Annotated in this window: 13 protein-coding genes and 1 pseudogene; 10 read left to right on the top strand and 4 right to left on the bottom strand. The window is 45.6% G+C overall.

What is annotated here, in order from left to right; genetic code table 11:
• Together QUA20_RS03280 and alaS are read right to left on the bottom strand one after the other, a co-directional pair.
• A pseudogene (locus QUA20_RS03280) lies at nt 1-367 on the bottom strand (hypothetical protein); the annotation flags it as partial.
• Between the two features lie 141 nt (nt 368-508).
• On the bottom strand, nt 509-3,169 hold the full coding sequence (gene alaS / locus QUA20_RS03275; protein WP_333185367.1) for an alanine--tRNA ligase: 2,661 nt from the start codon (nt 3,167-3,169) through the stop codon (nt 509-511).
• A 538-nt stretch (nt 3,170-3,707) separates the two neighbouring features.
• On the opposite strand from alaS, the gene QUA20_RS03270 reads away from it, so the two are divergent.
• The 8 genes from QUA20_RS03270 (at nt 3,708) to QUA20_RS03235 (ending at nt 17,328) form a co-directional block, all read left to right on the top strand.
• Complete coding sequence (locus QUA20_RS03270; protein WP_333185365.1) at nt 3,708-3,845, top strand: hypothetical protein; 138 nt, start codon at nt 3,708-3,710, stop codon at nt 3,843-3,845.
• A 323-nt stretch (nt 3,846-4,168) separates the two neighbouring features.
• On the top strand, nt 4,169-4,777 hold the full coding sequence (locus tag QUA20_RS03265; RefSeq protein WP_172190189.1) for a hypothetical protein: 609 nt from the start codon (nt 4,169-4,171) through the stop codon (nt 4,775-4,777).
• Between the two features lie 6 nt (nt 4,778-4,783).
• Nucleotides 4,784-7,483: an OmpA family protein gene (locus tag QUA20_RS03260; protein ID WP_333185363.1), complete on the top strand. Its 2,700-nt coding sequence runs from the start codon at nt 4,784-4,786 to the stop codon at nt 7,481-7,483.
• Between the two features lie 2 nt (nt 7,484-7,485).
• Nucleotides 7,486-8,022, top strand: coding sequence for a Rab family GTPase (locus tag QUA20_RS03255; RefSeq protein WP_333185361.1), 537 nt, complete (start codon nt 7,486-7,488; stop codon nt 8,020-8,022).
• On the top strand, nt 8,019-9,572 hold the full coding sequence (locus tag QUA20_RS03250; protein ID WP_333185359.1) for a PAS domain-containing sensor histidine kinase: 1,554 nt from the start codon (nt 8,019-8,021) through the stop codon (nt 9,570-9,572). Before QUA20_RS03255 ends, QUA20_RS03250 begins: the two co-directional genes overlap by 4 nt.
• Nucleotides 9,573-9,629: 57 nt before the next feature.
• On the top strand, nt 9,630-12,413 hold the full coding sequence (locus QUA20_RS03245) for an adenylate/guanylate cyclase domain-containing protein (RefSeq protein ID WP_333185357.1): 2,784 nt from the start codon (nt 9,630-9,632) through the stop codon (nt 12,411-12,413).
• Nucleotides 12,414-12,503: 90 nt separating this feature from the next.
• Nucleotides 12,504-16,205, top strand: a complete 3,702-nt coding sequence (locus tag QUA20_RS03240; protein ID WP_333185355.1) for a PAS domain S-box protein — start codon at nt 12,504-12,506, stop codon at nt 16,203-16,205.
• Nucleotides 16,206-16,209: 4 nt separating this feature from the next.
• The gene (locus tag QUA20_RS03235) at nt 16,210-17,328 is read left to right on the top strand and encodes an ATP-binding protein (RefSeq protein WP_333185353.1); all 1,119 of its coding nucleotides are present in this window, start codon (nt 16,210-16,212) and stop codon (nt 17,326-17,328) included.
• A gap of 14 nt (nt 17,329-17,342) precedes the next feature.
• Here the strand turns inward: QUA20_RS03235 and QUA20_RS03230 are convergent, their stop codons facing one another.
• Complete coding sequence (locus tag QUA20_RS03230; RefSeq protein ID WP_333185351.1) at nt 17,343-18,584, bottom strand: FAD-binding oxidoreductase; 1,242 nt, start codon at nt 18,582-18,584, stop codon at nt 17,343-17,345.
• Between the two features lie 216 nt (nt 18,585-18,800).
• Here QUA20_RS03230 and QUA20_RS03225 point away from each other — a divergent pair, with 216 nt between their 5' ends.
• Together QUA20_RS03225 and QUA20_RS03220 are read left to right on the top strand one after the other, a co-directional pair.
• Nucleotides 18,801-19,079, top strand: a complete 279-nt coding sequence (locus QUA20_RS03225; protein ID WP_172190183.1) for a hypothetical protein — start codon at nt 18,801-18,803, stop codon at nt 19,077-19,079.
• Nucleotides 19,080-19,130: 51 nt separating this feature from the next.
• Complete coding sequence (locus QUA20_RS03220; protein ID WP_333185348.1) at nt 19,131-19,670, top strand: DUF2231 domain-containing protein; 540 nt, start codon at nt 19,131-19,133, stop codon at nt 19,668-19,670.
• Nucleotides 19,671-19,737: 67 nt separating this feature from the next.
• Here QUA20_RS03220 and cutA read toward each other — a convergent pair whose 3' ends face one another.
• Nucleotides 19,738-20,058 carry a divalent-cation tolerance protein CutA gene (gene cutA, locus QUA20_RS03215; RefSeq protein ID WP_333185346.1) on the bottom strand — a complete coding sequence of 107 codons (321 nt, stop codon included), beginning with the start codon at nt 20,056-20,058 and terminating at the stop codon, nt 19,738-19,740.
• Nucleotides 20,059-20,124: the final 66 nt, after the last annotated feature.

The following is a 20,124-nucleotide window of genomic DNA, read 5'->3' as shown; positions in this document are numbered from 1 at the left end:
TTCTGTTACTGTAAGCACTTGCTATACTATCTTGAAACATGGCCCACTTTTCTGAGTCAGCTTCGCGAGTACAAATAGTTAATCCTATATCCAGACAAGCAATAACAATCTCTATGTTGCTTGCCCGACTGCCTTGCTGAAAACTTGAAAATGTTTGATTTAAATTGTATAAAATATTAGCAAGATAGTATGCTTGGTCTGCATCCAAGTTTTCTAGAATTTGAGTTGCCCACTCTCGCAGATATCGGGCAAAATCATCGTCTAATAATTCGAGATTGGCTTGCAGGATGGCGGTTTCTTCGTCGCTGGGACAGGTGAGGAGAGATTGAATCAGGGTGAGATAGGCTTGGTGGCGTTCTTCGTTCATTTTTTACTACCCATATTTGGGATATTGTACATTTTTTGTGGGTTCGGCGCGGGGATGAAGAAACCGGGTTTTTGGGAGTTTTCGGGTGTTGGGCGATGATTGTCGAAAAAACCCGGTTTCTGGGTTCGGCGCGGGGATGAATTACCCCAACCCTTCAACTAACAGATTGCGAGCACTTTCCAACGCTTCCTGCAACTTACTTGCATCGCGTCCCCCAGCTTGCGCCAAATTCGGCCGCCCGCCACCTTTTCCGCCGCAAATTTGAGCAATTCCCCCGATAAACTTGCCAGCTTGCAATCCTTTCTTATTAACTTCAGGACTAAAAGCTGCAACCAAACTTACCTTGTCCGGTTCAGGAATTGATGCCAAAACAACCGCAGCATTTCCTAACTTTTGCTGCAACCTTTCCGCCGCTGTTTTCAGCGCTTCCGTATCCACATCACCCAATTGAGCTACAATGATTTTGAATTCGCCGATAGCCTCAGCCGCACTCAGCAACTGGTCGGATTTCGCGATCGCCAATTCCGACTTCACAGCAGCCAAATGTTTCTGAGTATCCTTCAACTCATTCTGCAAATTAGTAATCCGGTTCGGCAATTCTTCAGGCTTCGCCTTAAATCGATCGCCCAAATCGCGCACCACCTTATCGCGCACATTCAAATAGTCCAAAACAGCTTGACCGGAAACCGCTTCAATCCTGCGAGTTCCCGCCGCTACCCCCGCTTCCGAAACAATCTTAAACAGCCCGATTTCTGCCGTATTGCTGACGTGAGTCCCGCCGCACAATTCCATCGAAACGCCGGGAAAATCGATAACCCGCACCACATCGCCGTACTTCTCGCCAAACATCGCAGTCGCGCCTTTTTCCCTCGCTTGGGCGATCGGCATTTCTGCAACGACCGCAGCGTGCGCCTCAGCAATCCAACTATTAACTAAATCCTCAATTTTCTGCAACTCTTCTGCTGTGACAGCGCGCGGAGAATTGAAATCAAACCGCAATCTCTCAGACGATACCAGCGAACCAGCTTGCGAAATCGAATCGTCCACAATTTTTCGCAAAGCTGATTGTAATAAGTGAGTTGCTGTGTGGTTAGCCTGAATTCGGCGGCGACCGCTATTGTCAATTTTCGCCGTAATACTATCGCCAACTCTCAGCGTTCCCCGTTCCACAAAGCCGAAATGCACGAAGAAATCCGATTCCTTCTTCACATCATCAACTCTTACCAACAAACCCTCTCTATTCTCTCCCTGAATGCTGCCGTTAAAATAACCTTTATCCCCAATTTGTCCGCCGGATTCAGCATAAAACGGCGTTTGGTTCAAAACAACTTGTACCTCAGTGCCGGCGGCTGCTTCCTCCACAGATTTGCCGTCAACCAAGATAACTTCCACCTCAGCTAAACTCGACAATTCATCGTAACCGACAAACTCAGTTCCCTGGATTGTTTCAGCCAACTTATCCAAAGAACCCTGCACCGTCAAATCAATTGTTTGGCGAGCATCTTTAGCGCGAGTTTGCTGTTCCTTCATCGCCGCTTCAAAGCCGTCCAAATCCACCGAAATTCCCTGTTCCTCAGCAATTTCTTGAGTCAGTTCTAAGGGGAAACCGTAGGTATCGTAAAGAGTGAAAGCATCTTGACCGCTGATTTGTTGGTTGGTTTGCTGTTTTGTACGATCGACAATTTCCTCCAGCAGCTTCTCTCCGCGTTCCAAAGTCTTGAGAAACTGCGCTTCTTCCCTTGCCAATTCCGCCTTAATTTGAGCTTCCCGCTGCCGCACGTTCGGATAAGCTGCTTCCGAAAGGGCGATCGCACTTTCAGCCACCCGCACCGTAAATTCGCCCTGAATTCCAATCAGTCGCCCGTGGCGCACCACCCGGCGAATCAACCGGCGCAAAATGTAACCCCGACCAACATTCGACGCGCGAATTTCGTCCGCAATCATGTGCACCACAGCCCGAATGTGATCGCCAATTACTTTCAGCGAAACCTTGACTTTTTCATCGCTATTGTGGTAATCAATCCCGGCAATTTCCGCCGCCGATTGAATGATCGGAAAAATCAAATCTGTTTCGTAATTATTGGGGACTTTCTGGAGGATTTGCGCCATCCGTTCCAGTCCCATGCCAGTATCAATATTTTGATTTTGCAGCGGTGTTAAATTGCCCTCTGCATCTTTATTGTACTGCATGAAAACCAGGTTGTAGAATTCAATAAACCTGCTATCATCTTCGAGGTCAATATTGTCGCCTCTTTCTGGGTGAAAATCGTAGTAAATCTCGGAACACGGGCCGCAGGGGCCAGTCGGGCCGGATTGCCAGAAATTGTCATCTTCTCCCATGCGCTGAATCCGATCGCCTGGAATGCCAATTTCATCGCGCCAAATCGCAAAAGCTTCGTCATCTTCTCGGAAAACGCTAACAACTAAATTGGATGCTGGTAAACCGAAAACTTCGGTGGAAAGTTCCCACGCCCAGGCGATCGCCTGTTTCTTGAAATAATCCCCGAAACTGAAGTTACCCAACATTTCAAAAAACGTGTGGTGGCGGGCGGTGCGGCCGACGTTTTCGATGTCGTTGGTGCGGATGCACTTTTGAGAAGTCGTGGCGCGCGGTGATTCGGCGGCGCGCTGTCCGAGAAATATCGGCTTGAATTGTAGCATTCCGGCGATCGTCAGCAACACAGTCGGATCTTCGGGCACCAAAGAAGCACTCGGCAAGATTTTATGTCCCCGCTGAGCATAAAAGTCGAGGAATGTTTGGCGGATTTGGCTGCCACTGAGAAACTTAGGAGAAATAGACATGACAAAAACAGTTAAGTATGTAAAGATGTAGCAGCAATAGAACTTACATCTATGTGGATATTTATATCATTATACTTAGTAATGTAAAGACCTATCAAGTTTTGCAAATAGTGCTTTACTGCTCGGAAAGCTCGTGCTAACTTAATAATAGACACCCGGACAGAAAGAGAAAGGAGGTCGCTATATTTAGAAAGAAAGTTCGAGGATATAGGCATGGTGTCTCCGGTCTAGATTCCCAGGCGCAGCAGAAATTAACCGAACACAACTTGGAATAGTGGCGAACTGCCGATCGAGCAGTCAAGCCAAACCGCAGTCGAGTCAGACTTAGTTGTAGTTGCAAATTAAAAGTAAAGCTGCACAAGTTGTAAACCCTAGTAAGTAACAGTTCTCAATCGGAAACACATCTCGTTTGTTAAAAAAAACAAAGCTCTCCTATTATTGGGTCTGGTCGCTGTCGATCGGGCCCTATGAATTGTTATAGGGCGATCGCAAGAGGAGAGGGTTAGAGAGGGAAAGAGGGCAGAGTTCGACGGCATAAATGCTTTTTGCTCAAAAGAAACTTTCCTCGGAGCCGATCGGCGATCGATCGGTGCAGCTTTTGAGTTATATCTTATACATAAGACCTGTGCGATCGCGGCCGCAGCTTTTTGCCGCGGCCCAAGCGCTGTGGTATTAGGCACTCTCAAGATGCGATATCATTGAAGATGTCGGTACAAGACATTAAAACCACCCGCTGTATAGCAGGGAAGTCTACGCTACTCTGAGCTTGCTGCAAGGCAAGGATAGCAAACCCCCATTTTGGGTGACAAAACCTGGCTCAATAATTTGAATCTCAGGATATTTAGAGTCAATATTCTCAAAAATTCCATCCCCGACGCAGGGGTGAGAGTTCAAACAATAAAAGCCCCCCCACTCAAAAAAGCTAGTGCCACTAACAACTGTCGTAAATCACTAGCACACTTCTTAAACTCACAATCTCTGGAGATTCCAGGTACAAGCATGGCAGAAATAACTAAAGAAGAAATGCGCGAACGGCTGGGAAATATCGACCAGATTCGCGATATAATTTTTGGAGCGCAGCTTAGAGAATACGACAATCGCTTCGATAAAATAGATTCAGACTTGTCGATGATGCAGCAAGATATGCAAGCTCGCATCGAACAAGTAAAAACAGTTCTGTCTGCAGAAATGAAGGCGGCAGTTGATTCGTTAGAAAAGAAAGTTAAATCGCTCACCTCAAACACCCAAGAAGAAAGCGCAGACATCCGTCAGCAAGTCGATCGCGTTAACCGCAAATTCTCCAGCAGCATGGAAGCCCTGGACGAGGCGATGGACAATCAAACCAGTTCGCTTCGCGACGAACTCTCCCAAACCAGAGAGCGACTATCTGAAGAAACCCGCACTTTGAAAACACAGGTTTTTGAAGAACTAGATCGCCGCTTTTCCATGCTCAGAGATGTTAAAGTTTCCCGAGACGACATGGCAGAAATTCTGTTTGAACTCGGCATGAGGCTCAAAGGAACAGAATTTGTCCCCGAACTTAAAGGCGTTGCTGATAATAAGTTAAATACCGAATTTCTGTTGCCGGAGCGCCACCATCACGGATAATAACGCATGGCTTTACCGAAAGAAAATCCGGCTGACGAAGATGAGTTAGAGGGTTTTGTTTCTAAACCTGACGAGTCCGCTGCCGATGCAGCAACCCAGCTAGAACCCTTGCTGAATCTGTTAGTCGATCTCAAAATTATTGCTGGTTCAAACCAGCAAAATGCAGAGCCCGAAGGTGACAGCAGCAGCGAAAACGATCGAGCTGGGGCTCTCGGCGGGTTGATGGATTTGTTAGGTATTTCTTCAGAAAAGCAAGAGGAAGTTCCAGCGAGTCTGCCCGAAACTGGCAATCGCAAACCGGAGTCTGGCGATTCCCTGGCTGTTGCAGACGAGTTTAAAAATTTGCTGTTCGCTACTCACAAACTCAACTCTTCAGAACTGGAAAAAGACTATTCATCAGCTAAAACTATAGATGTTTCAGCCATCGTCCAGCCGGATTTGGAGGATCAATCAGAGCCACTCCAAGAGTTGTCTAACTTGACAATGAAAGATTCTCTACAGGAAGTACAGGCTCAAAAATCCCACGGGGTCGATCGGCATTTACAGGATGTTTCCCCTCCCGAAACCGAGTCAAAATTCTCGGTAATTCCCCATAACCCCATAGTTTCCCCAGTCTCAAATCCACCAGAAACTGGATATTTAGATGCTGCGATGGCTTCGGCTTTAGAAATCCCAAACTTACTAGAACAGCCGACAGAAATATTAGGCCAAATTAAACAAGACTTAAATCAAGCCGACAGCGCGATGGAAACGCTGCAAAATCTGATTTTCGGCTCAAAAATATCAGATATCGAGCAAGTCAAAAATCTGCTGGCAGAAAACGACTTGCCGGGGGTGCGCCACCTGATGGCAACAATCGACGATAAATTAGGAAAATTGGAGCACCAAATCTACGAGCCCCAAGAGTTGATTGAGTTGATGCTGCCTTGGATCGCAGAAATTCTCAGCCGCAAAATTGCCGATTCCAGAGAAGAAGTTGTCAAGGCGATCGGGCCAATTATTGACGAAGTGATTAGGGCAAAAACTCAGGAAAACAAGTCGGCAATGAGTGCGGCAATAGCTGAGCTGCTTCCCGACGCACTTGCTCAACAAATAGTCAATTCGCCAGCGGATATTGCTCGCGCGATCGCCCCAGAAATCGGTCTGGCAATTAAAGAGCAAATTCGCCTCGACCAAGAGTCGATCGCCCAGGCCCTCGCCCCGGAAATGGGTAAAGCGATTACAGCCCAAATAAAACTCGAACGCGACTCTATGGTGGATGCCCTCTATCCCGTAATTGGCAGTACAATTGCCCGATACATGGCAGAAGCTATCAAGACAATCAATGAAAAAGTGTCCAATGCCATCAGCGTCGAAGGATTCCAGAGAAAAATTCGCTCCAAAGTACAACGAGTCTCCGAAGCTGAATTAATCCTCCAAGAATCAGTACCCTTTACCGTCCAAGCAGCATTCTTAATTCACAAAGCATCTGGCTTGATAATTTCCGAAGTTCAAAACTCAGAAAGCTACCAGTTAGAATCAGAAATGGTAGCAGGAATGCTCACAGCTATTCGCAGCTTTGTTAACGAGTGCATCGTTGAACCAGGAGAAGCTTCCGAACTCAATCAAATTGAATACGGCGACTCCAAGATTATGCTAGAAGTAGCGGGATACTGCTACATGGCAGTCGTGATTAAAGGAGAACCGCCACATTTGTTTATCAAAAAACTGCGGCAAACAGTTAGCGATCTGATCCTTAATTACGCTCAAGAAATCCACGAGTTTAACGGCGATCCCGGTACTATACCGGAGTCGCTACACCCGTTCCTAAAAAATTTATTCGACCCGCTTCACAAAGAAAAATCAACAAAACCCCCGATCGCCCTAGCGGCTATCAGTTTAACAGCCCTGAGCTTAATCTTAGTACCTTGGGGAATTTATCAGTACCACCGCAGCATTGACCGCCGCCTCGAAGCAAATGCCGCTTTAGCTTTAGCATCGACCCCAGAATTAGCGGTTTACCGCTTAAATGCCGACGTTGAAGGCAACACTCTCAAGTTAACCGGACAGTTGCCAAATGCACAATTGCGGGCAAAAGCTGCAAAAATAGCTGCATCAACTGCACCCAATCTGAAATTAGAAAATAAAATTGTTGCTGTAGATGTACCCCCAGATCCTGTTTTGGCAGCGGCGGAAGTGCAGCGGATCACCGCTGTTTTGAACCGCTTGTCGGGCGTTTCTATTTCTAGTCGGTATGGCGATCGCAAAGTTACAGTAGATGGCACAGTTATGGACCTAGCAGACACACAGAAAATAGCTCAGTCCTTGAAGCAAATTCCCGGTGTTCAGTCGGTCATCAGTACGGTTAAATTAGATCCCCTGAAAATTACAACCCGCATCTACTTCGAGCCAGGAACCACAAAATTAGACTCTACATATGGAGAAATCATCGCCAGTGTAAAAAATTTCATGGCTCAATATCCTCAAAAACATATTAAGATAATTGGACACAGCGATCGAACTGGGGAACTTGCTACAAATCAACAGTTGTCGCTAAAGCGTGCCGAAGCAGTGCGAGATGCTTTAGTGCGACAAGGTGCTGACCCGAAGCGCCTCCAAACCGTCGGCAACCCCAATCCTCCTGCCGACGTGGAACAGAATCAACCGCGACTTTTAAGCAGATGCGTGGTATTTGAACCAATAACTAAGACCGCAAACAGTAAATAATTATGTCAGTTACTATATCTAAAAAAATGTGCATGATCGGCGATTTTGGCGTCGGCAAAACCAGCCTGATCCGCCGTTTTGTCGATCGGCAATTCAGCGACCAGTACCTGTCCACTGTGGGAGTAAAAATTTCCCGCAAAAGCGTAGAATTAGAAGGCGTAAAACAGCGGGAAAACGTGACTGCACAGTTGCTAATTTGGGACTTAGAAGGGCATACAAAATTCAAAGGAATAGCACCAACTTACTTGCAGGGAGCTAGCGGTGTTTTAATCGTTGCCGATGTCAGCCGATCCGAAACAGTTGAGCGAATCTCCGAACACATTCAGCTTTTTTCTTCAGTCAATCCTAAAGGGTCAATAATCGTTGCTTTGAACAAAGTAGACTTGATTGACGAGGAAAAATTGGGGGTGCTAGTGGAAATATCCCATTCGATAGGTCAAGACAAAGTAATAGCAGTTTACGCGACATCTGCTAAAACAGGCAAAGACGTTGACGAAATCTTCTATAAACTAGCTTACACAATGGTAGAACAAGTATGAACCCCCTTTTGAAAAAGCTGTTGGAGCCGCGAAAAACCGAGTATTTTGTAGTAAATCACCATTTCATCATTCAGGAAACCTCCGCCAAAGTGCAGCATTATGCCGATACTCCGGGCTACGCGATACCCGGTGCAGATGCTCGCACGAGTTTTCCAGAACTGATTGGCATTGAAAATATCCTCATGTCTATCATTATGGGACGGCTGCCGAGTTTTGATCTCAAAGGTATCGCTCGGTTTGCCGACCACAACCGCCCTTTATACTTTGATATGTTGGCTATCAAACATGAAGACGAACAAGAAGATGTGCCCAGTAAGTTGCTAATTTTGATTGAAGATGCCACCGAAAAGATGGTGATGAAGCAATCGTTGATTCAGAGGGCGAATGAAGCTAATCTTTTGGTGAGCGCCTTAGCCGCTTCTAACGATTATATAGATAAAGTTATTCGCTCGATGGGCGATGCTTTGTTGGTGACAACAACATTAGGAACTATCAAAACAGTCAATCAATCAGCACAATGGTTATTTGGGTACAGCGAAGCAGAATTGATCGGCAGCCCCCTCTCCACAATAGTAGTCGAAGAAAAATTGCTTTACCAAGCTCGCCACCGCTATATTTTGTCTCATAAAGAGCTGCTAAAAGAACTGGAAGTAATCTGCACTACTAAAGCAGGAGAAGAAATTTGGGTAGAATTTTCCTGTGCGGCAATTCAGACAGAATTACAGGAACTTTACGATTTCATCTATATCGGCAGGGACATCACAGAACGCAAGCAACAAGAAATAGAAATTCGCCGCTCCTTGGCAAAAGAGCAAGAACTCAGACAGGTAAAATCTCGTTTTTTTTCGATGCTCGCTCACGAATTTGGCAATCCTTTAAATACAATATTATTTGCTACTAAAATCCTCCAAGACTACGGCGACCAAATCACCCACGAGGAAAAACAAGAATACCTCGAACACGTTAAATCAGCATCTAAACACATGGCTCAGCTATTAGATGACGTGCGGTTGCTCAGCAGCGCCGAAGCCGGAAAACTCGAATTCAATCCCGCACCAGTTGACTTACAAAAATTTTGCAGCGAGTTAGTAGAATCAATTAAAATTAGTTACGCAAAAAATCATACAATTAATTTTATTTGCCCCGAGTTAGTTCCGCCCGGGAAAAAAATAGAGAACGAGTCGGAGGAAACGCAAAACTGGCCCGCACTTGATGCAAAATTGCTGCGGCATATCTTGACAAATTTGCTGTCAAATGCTGTCAAATATTCGCCGATCGGCAGCAATATTTATTTTGAATTAAATTGTGACAATGAAGAAGCTAAATTTCAAATTAAAGACGCAGGCATTGGCATTCCTATCGAAGACAGAGAACAACTCTTTGAATCTTATTACCGAGCGCAAAATGTCGGAAAAATACCAGGTACAGGACTGGGTTTATCCATAGTGAAACTGTGTGTAGACTTGCACGGAGGTCAAATCGAATTTTCCAGCGACACAGGGTTAGGCACTACCTTTGCAGTCAAAATTCCATTTTACAAACAGAGATAAATAGATTAATTTCAGATAATTCGGTACAGAGGGCGCATTCATTACTACAAATCTCACATGAAAACCTTATTAAAAAAACTGTTAGTTCCCCACCACTTGGAGTACCTAGCACTGGATAAAGACTTTTTAATCCAAGAAATCTCTCTCAAAGTGCAGCGGTTTGCCGATAGTCCCGAGGAAGTAGTCGCCGGCAACGATGTCCGCATTCCCTTTCCCGAATTGGTGGGAGCTGAAGAAATTTTAATCGAGATTTTTGAAAGACGTTTGCCCAATTTTGAATTAAAAGCGATCGCGCGGGTATTAGGAAATGGCTTGCAGCTTTATTTTGATATGTATATCGTCGAGTTCACCGATGACGATAATTATCAGAGATTAATTATATTTTTTGAAGACGTAACCGACAGGATGGGTTTGGAACAAACTCTAGTCCAAGCTACCAATGAAATGAATATTTTGTTGACTACCTTAGCCGCTACTAATAATTATGTTGAAAAAATTATTAGTTCAATGGTCGAAGTTTTATTGGTAATAACAGCCTCGGGAAAAATTAAAAAAGTCAATCAAGCGGCTCAAGATTTGTTCGGTTACAGCGAATCAGAATTAGTAGGCCAGCAAATAGACGCTCTTGCTGCTGTTGGCTCCTCTTTGCAAGCAGTCAGCCAAGATCCGCCTCAACAATCTCAAACTAACACCGAGGTAATTTGCCGGGCCAAAAACGGACAAAAACTAACAGTTTCGTTTTCTTGTACGGCGATTTCGACTGACATTAAAGGCATTTTTGAAGCAAGAGCAGCCGTTCAAGATTTCGTGTACATCGGCCGCGATGTGACAGATAGACAGCGCGCCCGCCAGCGACAAATAGTTCAGTACGTAACCACCCGCATCCTGTCGGCATCCGAAACAATAAAAAAAGCTCTAGCAGCAATTCTCCCCGCAATTTGCGACAGCTTGGGATGGGATACCGCCGAACTTTGGATGCCAGAAGCTGGGGAAAAACTGCTGTCAGAAACTAAGAGAATAACTGCGGTTTTAGACCCCAATTTGCGGTGCGTCGCCAGTTGGACAAAACGCTCAGTTTCTATCCCCAAATTTGCCGAATTTACCGAACAAATGACCTGTGCGTTTGGTGAAGGATTGCCCGGTCTCATTTGGGCCAGCGGTTCTTCTCAGTGGATTGCAGATGTCACAGAAAGCGACAGTTGTCTGCGCCGAGAAATCGCCGCCCAAGAAGGACTGCACGGAGCTTTTGGCTTCCCAATTTTGGGCGACTACGAGCAGGAAAATTCTGCTAGGTCTGTGTTGGGGGTAATGATTTTTTTTAGCCGGGAAGTGCAGTGTTTTGATGAAGAATTGCTTCAGACAATGGCAACTATCGGCAGCCAACTGGGTCAATTTATCAAGCGCAAGCAAGCGGAAATAGCTTTGCGGGAAAGCGAAGAACAACTGCGAGACTTATTTGAAAATGCTACTGACTTAATTCAAAGTATTGGAGCCGACGGTCATTTTTTGTATGTAAATCGGGCTTGGCGGGAAACTCTGGGCTACAGCGAAGCAGAAATTGCTCAAATGACTGTGTTTGATATTATTCATCCCAACAGTTCCCAAGAATCTCTGGATATATTGTATCAAGCTATTATCAATAAAAACGTAAATGAAAATACACTTTGTCCAGACTCAATTCGAGCAATATTTATTACTAAACATCACGAACAAATTTTGTTGGAAGGTAGCATAAGCTGTAAATTTGCGGAAGGTTCGCTAGTAGCGGTTCGCGCTATTTTGCGAGACATTACTGCTCGAAAGATGGCAGAAGACGCCCTCGCAAAATCTGTGTCCCTGCTGCAAGCAACTTTTGATTCTACTGGGGACGGTATTTTAGCTATTGACAGCAGAGGAAAAATAGTCACTTTTAATCGAGAATTTGTGGAAATGTGGGGCATACCTAATGAAGTGATGGCACTCCGAGACGACGCCGCAACGATCGCCTTTGTCCTGAACCAACTCAAAGATCCCCAAGCATTTCAAGAGAGAATAGAATCGCTTTACGAACAGCCAAAAGCCGAAAGTTACGACTTGTTAGAATTTCAAGATGGCAGATTTTTTGAACGCTATTCTCAACCGCAGCGGCTCGGAGAGAAAATTATCGGCAGAGTCTGGAGTTACCATGACATTACGGAACGCAAGCAAGCAGAAGATGCCCTGCGGGAAGAACAAGAAAAATCAGAAAACCTGCTGTTAAATATCTTACCCAAGGCAATAGCAGAACGCCTCAAGCAAAACGAAACTACTATTGCCGAATACTTTCCGGAAGTGACTGTTTTGTTCGCCGACATTGTGGGGTTTACTGCTTTGTCTGCCGTCATGAATCCGATCGAACTCGTGGAGATCCTCAATCAGATTTTCTCAGGATTCGACCTTTTGTGCGAACGGCACGGGTTAGAAAAAATCAAGACCATCGGCGACGCATACATGGCGGTTGGAGGGCTGCCCAATCCCCGGGCAGATCACGCAGACGCGATCGCCAAAATGGCCCTAGATATGCAAGCAGAAATAGCCCGATTTAATGCTAGCCATAATAAATATTTTAGCATCCGCATTGGCATTCACAGCGGCCCGGTTGTTGCCGGAGTAATTGGCATCAAGAAGTTTATTTACGATTTGTGGGGCGACACGGTAAATATTGCTTCCCGCATGGAATCTCAGGGTTTGCCTTGGCGGATTCAAGTCAGCGAAACAACTTATAAGTTAGTGGCAGACAAATATTTGTTTCAGGAGCGGGGAATTATTGAAGTTAAAGGCAAAGGGGAAATGAAAACTTATATTCTCCTTCGGCAAAAATAATATCGGTCATAACTCATCTGTCATCAGTCCTCTGGCTGATGACAAAAAGTGTTGCTAAAGTTAATGAGCAATACTTTTTGGCCAAAACTGATGCAACTTGCTAATTTGCCGGCAAATTTACGATCGCCCGACCAAGTTGTGGAGCGCCACCCTGTGACGGTTGCGCCCTCCACTTGCCTCGGGGATGCGATCGCCCTGATGCGTGGGGCGATCGACCCTTGTCCGCTGTCTAATTCACCGCCGCACTCAAACGAAACGGTAAAACCATCGATTAGTTCCGTCTTAGTTGTTGATGAAAATCAGCTAGTCGGACTGTTAAGCCCGGAAGATGTGCTGAACTTAGCCGCCGAATACGAATGGCAAGACATGAAAGTTGCCGATGCAATGACACGGAATTTAATTGTCTTAAAAGAATCAGAATTTAGAGATATTTTCACCGCATTTAAGCTATTTTGTCAAAACTCGATTGATTGCTTGCCAATTGTGGATGAACGGGGTCAGCCCGTAGGTTTAGTAAGCGAAAAAAGGATTCGCCCAGCAATGTATAGCTGGATGGAGGCACTGCACAAGGAAGCGGCTAAACTCCCGGAACAATCCGAACTTTTAGACGGCAATTGTGAACTAGAAAAACGAGTCAGCGATCGCAAAAAATCCGAAAATGCCCTGCTGCAAAGCGAGGCGCGCTACCAGGCGATTGTGGAAGACCAAACCGAACTGATTTGCCGCTACCTGCCCGACGGTAAAATCACATTTGTCAATCAAGCTTACTGCCGTTATTTCGGCTTGCAACCAGAAGACTTGCTCGGCAACAGCTTCATGACCCTGATCCCAGAACCAGACCGAGAACTTTTTCAAGAGCAATATACTTTTGTGTCTCCCGACAAGCCTATTTTTACGTGCGAACACCGAGTCATTGTGCCGAGCGGGGAAATTCGCTGGCAGCAGTGGATCGATCGGGCTATATTCAACCAGAGCGGACAAATCGTCGAGTATCAAGCAGCAGGCCGCGATGTCACGGAGCGCAAACAAGCAGAAATCGCTTTGCAGCAGCTCAATGCAGAGTTAGAACTGCGAGTCCAGCAGCGGACTCAATGGTACGAACTGGCAGTATCCGCAGGCAAAGTGGGGGTTTGGGACTGGAATTTGGAAACCGACGAAATCTACATTGCTCCGTCTTTAAAAGCTTTGTTGGGCTATCAGGACGCAGAGATTCCCAACCGCATGGAAAATTGGGTGTCTCACGTTCATCCCGACGATCGAGTTGCAGTCGAGGAAGCAGTAAAGGCTTATCTAGAGGGTGTGACAGAAATTTATGAAGTAGAACACCGGATGCTGCGCAAAGACGGCAGCACCTGCTGGATACTTGCCCGCGGCAGCGCGATCCGATCGGCTTCCGGCAAGCCCTACCGGCTGACTGGCACTGACACCGACATTACGGATCGCAAATTGACCGAAGAAAAACTCCAAAACTCCGAAGCCGAACTGCTGGCGCTGTTTAATGCCATGACGGATATCGTGCTGGTTTTTGACGCAACAGGCCGCTACCTCAAAATTGCCCCCACGGCTCCCGAATTGCTGTACAAACAGGCTAATGAAGTCCTGGGCAAAACCCTCGCCGAAATCTTCCCAGAAGCAGAAGCTAATTTTGTGCTGAGCCACATTCGCCAAACATTGGCATCTAGGCAAACCCACAGAGTTGAATACAGCATGGAAATTGGCTGCAAGTTATTCTGGTTTGATGCCAGTATTTCGCCCCTAGATCTCGATCGGGTGATGTGGGTAGCCCGAGACATTACCGCTCGCAAACACGCAGAAGCAGCACTGCAAAAGAGCGAGGAAAAGTTTCGCAACTTATTTGACGATGCTCCGATCGCGATCGGTTTGACAAGCGTGCGCGACTACCGCACTATCAAAGTGAATGAAGCTCACCGCCAGATGTTGGGTTACAGCGATTCGGAGTTGGCGACGATGACTTTTACTCAACTGACGCATCCAGAAGATTTACAAGCAGAATTGGAGCAAGTCAAGGAGTTGGTCTGCGGCAATATTTCTCGCTTCGGGATCGAAAAACGCTTAATTAAGAAGAATGGCGAGCTGATCTGGGCAAACTTGACGGTGACGCTGATCCGCGACCGCGAGGGAATTCCTCTTTACAGCATGGGGGCGATCGAAGATATCAGTTATCGCAAGCGGGCAGAAATGGAATTTCAGCAGTTAAAAGAACGCCTGCAATTTTTACTGGCTTCTAATCCGGCGGTAATTTTTACTGCCGCACCTACAGGAGATTTTTGTACTACTTACATTAGCGACAACGTTAAGGCAATCGTTGGCTACGATCCCCAAGAACTGTTAGCAGATTCTCAAATTTGGTCGAGCCGGATTCACCCTGAAGACCGACGACTATTTTTAGAAAAGTTTTCTAATTTGTCCGAGGGTAAAAATTGCATTTGCGAGTACCGTTTTCTGCACCGAGATGGACTTTACCGCTGGCTGCGGACGGAACAGAAACTATTGGTTGACAGCAGGGGCATTCCGATCGAAATTATTGGTTACGCCGCCGAGATCACCAATTCTAAATATGCCGAAATCGCGCTGCAACAGCAATTCGAGCGAGAACGGCTCATGGAGGCGATCGCCCGTCGCGTCCGCCAGTCTTTGCAATTAGAAGAAATTCTCAACACTACGGTTGCCGAACTCCAGCAAGTATTGTTAGCCGATCGAGTTTTGGTTTATCAAATTTTACCCAAAAAGGGCGGGCGAGTCATTGCTGAAGCCGTGGCAGAAGGATGCAGCCAACTCCTGGATAGATGTTTTGGCGAAGAGGTTTTTCCGCTTGAAAGTTATCAGCTTTATTTGCAAGGGCGAATTTCTGCGATTTCCGAACTAGATTCTCCCAGCATTACACCTTGTGTGATGGAGTTTATGAAAGAACTTCAAGTTAGGGCAAAGTTAGTAGTGCCGATTATTCAGCACAGCCGGCTTTGGGGATTGCTGATTGCCCACCAATGCGATGGCCCTCGTGAGTGGCAAGAATGGGAAATCAATTTATTTCACCAGTTGGTGAATCAATTAGCGATCGCCATTCAGCAATCTCTACTCTACCAGCAACTGCAAGCTGAACTGAGCGAACGCAAACAAGCGGAAGCAAATTTGAAAAACTCCCTCAAAGAAAAAGAGATTTTGCTCAAAGAAATTCACCACCGCGTCAAAAACAACCTCTGCGTAGTTGCCAGTCTGTTAGAACTGCAATCTAACACAGTTGCCGACCAGCAAATAGCCAAGATGTTTGAAGAAAGTCAGAGTCGCCTTTACTCTATGGCTCTGATTCACGAGAAACTGTATCGCTCGACTAACCTGGCGCAAATCAATTTTGGCGAATATCTCGAAGATTTAGTAAGTAACTTGTTTCACTCTTACAATATTAGTGACAATCACATTCAGTTGCAGGTATTAGCTGAACCAATTTACCTAAACATTGAAACTGCTAGTCCCTGCGGTTTAATTGCCAATGAATTGGTTTCAAATACCCTCAAACACGCTTTTCCTAATGGCACTAGCGGTACAGTTAGTGTAGAATGTTATCAAACGGGCGATGGAGAAATCAACCTCTTAGTTAAGGACAACGGCATCGGCTTTCCTCAAAACTTAGATTTTCGGAAAACTAACTCAATGGGCTTTCAAGTTGTCTGCACTTTAACTGAGCAGTTAGAAGGAAACATCGAACTGTCAAGACAAAATGGCACAGCCTTCCACCTAAAATTTAACGAGTTAAACTATTCTCAAAGGTTCTAAAATCATGGATTTAGCAGAAAAAGCAATTAATATTTTGATTGTCGAAGACGAACTATTAATTGCTAAAAATTTATCCCAAAAATTAGAAAAATTGGGATATCAAATCGCAGACATCGTTTCTTCAGGAGCAGATGCCATCCAGCGCGCAGGCGAATTGGAACCAGATTTAATCTTAATGGATATAGTCATCAAAGGCGACATTGACGGCATAGAAACAGCAGTAATAATCAATCAACAATTAGATATCCCAATTATCTATACAACTGCCTATGCCGATGACGAAACTTTGCAGCGAGCCGAAAAGACTGGCTCTTACGGCTACCTCCTCAAACCGTTTAAACAAAGAGAACTGCACGCCACCATCAAGATAGCGCTGAGCAAACATCAAGAAGCCGTTAAAATGCAACAACTAATTGCATTGGCCGCAGCCAAAAGCGAAAACAGGTCTCGATTTATTTCAATGGCATACCACGATTTAAACACTCCTTTAACTACCATACAGCTATCGGCTGAAATGTTGGAAGATAGCGAATTGCATAAAACCCCTGGAACGACCAATAAAAATGTCGAGCGGATTAAAAAAGCCGTCAGCAATATGAGTGAATTGCTGGAGGAAATTTTAATGCTCAGCAAAGCCGAATCCGGAAAACTTTCCTTGAACTTAAATCCGGTAAATGTGATTGATTTGTGCAAATCTATTTTAGAAGAAATGCAACCCCTCGCTACTCAAAAACACTTAGTAGCTTTCCGCAATCGAACAGAAAAAATCCAAGCCAATCTGGATGCAAAATTGCTGCAACACCTCCTCACTAATTTGCTGTCAAACGCTATAAAATATTCTCCTAATGGTGGGAATATATGTCTAGAATTAAGCTGTGAGGGTAAACAAGTAGTTTTTTGCGTTAGAGATGAAGGGATTGGCATGACAGCAGAATATCAGGGGAAATTATTTCAGCAGTTTGAACGGGGTGGGAATGTCGGCAAGATTAAAGGATCGGGGTTAGGACTTTGCATTGTCAAACACATAGTTGACCTGCACGGCGGTACAATAAGTGTGGAAAGTGAACTAGGTAAAGGTACTACATTTATTGTCGCGCTGCCTTTTTTAGTAATGAGTCATTAGTCAGTAGTCATTAGTTAGTAGTCATCTATCCTTCTTCCTTCTTCCTTCTTCCTTCTTCCTTCTTCCTTCTTCCTTCTTCCTTCTGCGATAAATCGATCGGGAGATAAAAGCTCGATCGCCCTATCTTCTTCTCCGCCCGCCCAATTAGCAAATCGCTCAGCCAAAGCAGGTACAATAGCCAAAGGATTGCTGAGACCCGAAAAAACGTGCAATCCAGGGCGATCGGCAATCGGCCCCACTACGGGCAAATTATCCGCGCTAAATGCCACAATACACTCGTGCCAAGTTGCCGGTAAACCTGCCAAAGCAGGCAAAACCTTGGCGATTCCTGCACGAATTGCCCTTTCGCTGGTTTCGCGATCGACTTTAGCATTCAAATCGCTCAAAGTGCGCGACAATTGCCCGATCCGCAAACTGCCATCATTAAACTGAATTGCACCAGAATCTAAAATCGGCGACAGCAACTCTTTACCCGGTTCATCCCAAAGAAAATCCACCTCGATTCTACTCGATTCTGCTTCCAATTCAAAACGTTTTAATAGCGCAGGCATTACCAAAGTCCTGAGTTTCAAATCCACAGGTGCAGTTTCCAAAATCTCCGTGCGAGTAAAATAAACTCCCACAGAAACACCAGCGGCTTTTAGGAAACTCCGACTCCAACCTCCAGCACAAACAACAGCATTTTCACAACGATAAATTCCCTGCGCCGTCTTGACTCCAGAAATCCGATTTCCCTCTTTTATCAACCCCATTACTTCAGCAAATTCTATCGTTCCTCCCAACCGCAGAAACCCTTGACAATAAGCTTTATTTGTGGAAGTCGGCGAAATGTGACCGTGACGCACAGTCAGAGCTCCGGCGATCGCACTTTTATTCAGCAAAGGTTCCAACTCGCCAGCTTCTGCAACGCTCAAAAGCTGTGGAACAATCGCAAAATGCGCGTAATTAGCCGCCGCTTTTTCGGCATCACTGCCCGCATCAATTGTCAGCAACAAATTCAGCTCGCGAAACTCAGTATCAGCATCTAATTCCGCCGATAAATTGCGGTGGCGTTCGATACCTTCCCCACACAATTGCCGAGTTAAATCAGTCGTCCCCGACCAATAAGCCAAGCCGCCGTAACTAAAACGAGTAGCATTTTGCATGGTAGAATCTCGTTCCAAAAGCAGCACAGCAAAACCTTTTTTTGCCAGTTCGTAACTCAGTGACGCACCCGTAATGCCACCGCCGACAACAATCCAATCGTAACTTTTCATGGGCAACTCAAAGGGAAGGAAAATATCATGTTTAGATTTTACCTTAGGTTTTTTCCGAACCAGCCGAAAAGCCTCTACCTACAGGAAGAGGCTGCCTGCGATCGGCATAAATGAAACTTCCACCCCTCGGGAGATGTATGTGCAGGGAGATTTTTCGTTCAATAGTAGGAATTACAGCCAGCGTCAGCAAAAAATTAGAAACACCAGAGGGGTTTTATGAGTATCGACAAACCAGGCAAAGATATGGAGCGCACTGTCAATCCGGGCGATCGGATTTCCGAGGAACCGCAAAGCATCGAAGAAAAAGCCCAGCAACTGGCGGTAGACCACGTGCCCGACATCACGGGAGATGTTGTTACAGTTCCAACTTATGTGGTTGTAGAAGAACCGGATGGGGAAAAGAAAGCTTTGCACCACGTCAAAGACGCCGACGAAATTTCTGACGTAATTCGGCAGGCCCGCGTTGACGAAAATGGCGAGCGGGTTTGGGATTAATTTCAATCCAATAAAAACGGCTTAGTTGTACAAAAGTTATCTGTAGGAATCATGGAAACAAATCCCAGAAATAGTACGCCCTATCCCAATCTGCCGCCGATTCTCGAAAGTGACGACGCAGAGTATCGCGACGCCGGCATTACGAGTACGCTTTCAGTTGCAGGCCATCCCATCCACCCCATCATCGTCATCTTTCCGGTAGCCTTTTTAGTAGGAGCCGCCGGCACGGACATCGGTTATTGGCTGACAAGCGATCCGTTTTGGGCGAGAGCTTCGGTTTGGCTGATGGGTGTGGGTTTTGCTGCGGGGATTTTGGCAGCAATCACGGGCTTTTTAGATTTTTTCAAAGTTAAAAGAGTGCGCGATCGCAGTGCCGGTTGGTTGCACATGGGCGGCAATGTGGCGGTTATGGTACTTACCCTGATTAACCTGGTGTTGCGACAAGGAAATCCGGCTGAGCCGATCTTATATACAGGTTTAGCAATTTCGATCGTCGTAGCAACCTTGCTGGGCATTACAGGCTGGTTCGGCGGCGAACTAAGTTTTCGCCACAAAATCGGCGTCATCGGCCCTACCAGTCATAATTCGTAGGTTTCTGACCATTTTTAGTAGGGGCTTCAGTCCCTCTTTATTGGATAATTTAGGACTAAAGTCTTGGCTACAAACTTAAAGATTGTCCCACCCAATTGAGATAAGCATTGCTGCCAGCGATAATAGGAATAGCAATAATTTCGGGAACTTCATAGGAATGGAGTTCCTGAACTTTTGTTTTTAAAGCCTCAAATTTAGCCAAATCAGTTTTAATTACCAACTGCCACTCTGACTCGGCTTGAATCTCGCCTTGCCAAGTATAAATCGAGCGAATTGGCGACAAGCTCACACAAGCAGCCAGCTTGTGTTCAACTAGAGATTTAGCGAGATTCTCCGCCTCCGCCTCCGATGCCGCAGTTACCAGCACCACCCCATAATTAACAGTCATAACGATTTTAGATTTGAGATTAAAGAATAGATTGCAACAGAAAACCTTGAGCGTAGTTTCTTGTCA

Origin of the sequence: Microcoleus sp. Pol7_A1 (assembly GCF_036701085.1) — a bacterium.
Taxonomy (GTDB): Bacteria; Cyanobacteriota; Cyanobacteriia; order Cyanobacteriales; family Microcoleaceae; genus Microcoleus; species Microcoleus asticus.
The sequence above is the reverse complement of the archived record's forward strand: the minus strand, read 5'-3'. Positions and strand labels throughout refer to the sequence as shown.

Coding starts and splice junctions, on each gene's coding strand:
- alaS (WP_333185367.1), bottom strand. CDS start 3,169: ATGTCTATTTCTCCTAAGTTTCTCAGTGGCAGCCAAATCCGCCAAACA.
- QUA20_RS03270 (WP_333185365.1), top strand. CDS start 3,708: ATGCTTTTTGCTCAAAAGAAACTTTCCTCGGAGCCGATCGGCGATCGA.
- QUA20_RS03265 (WP_172190189.1), top strand. CDS start 4,169: ATGGCAGAAATAACTAAAGAAGAAATGCGCGAACGGCTGGGAAATATC.
- QUA20_RS03260 (WP_333185363.1), top strand. CDS start 4,784: ATGGCTTTACCGAAAGAAAATCCGGCTGACGAAGATGAGTTAGAGGGT.
- QUA20_RS03255 (WP_333185361.1), top strand. CDS start 7,486: ATGTCAGTTACTATATCTAAAAAAATGTGCATGATCGGCGATTTTGGC.
- QUA20_RS03250 (WP_333185359.1), top strand. CDS start 8,019: ATGAACCCCCTTTTGAAAAAGCTGTTGGAGCCGCGAAAAACCGAGTAT.
- QUA20_RS03245 (WP_333185357.1), top strand. CDS start 9,630: ATGAAAACCTTATTAAAAAAACTGTTAGTTCCCCACCACTTGGAGTAC.
- QUA20_RS03240 (WP_333185355.1), top strand. CDS start 12,504: ATGCAACTTGCTAATTTGCCGGCAAATTTACGATCGCCCGACCAAGTT.
- QUA20_RS03235 (WP_333185353.1), top strand. CDS start 16,210: ATGGATTTAGCAGAAAAAGCAATTAATATTTTGATTGTCGAAGACGAA.
- QUA20_RS03230 (WP_333185351.1), bottom strand. CDS start 18,584: ATGAAAAGTTACGATTGGATTGTTGTCGGCGGTGGCATTACGGGTGCG.
- QUA20_RS03225 (WP_172190183.1), top strand. CDS start 18,801: ATGAGTATCGACAAACCAGGCAAAGATATGGAGCGCACTGTCAATCCG.
- QUA20_RS03220 (WP_333185348.1), top strand. CDS start 19,131: ATGGAAACAAATCCCAGAAATAGTACGCCCTATCCCAATCTGCCGCCG.
- cutA (WP_333185346.1), bottom strand. CDS start 20,058: ATGACTGTTAATTATGGGGTGGTGCTGGTAACTGCGGCATCGGAGGCG.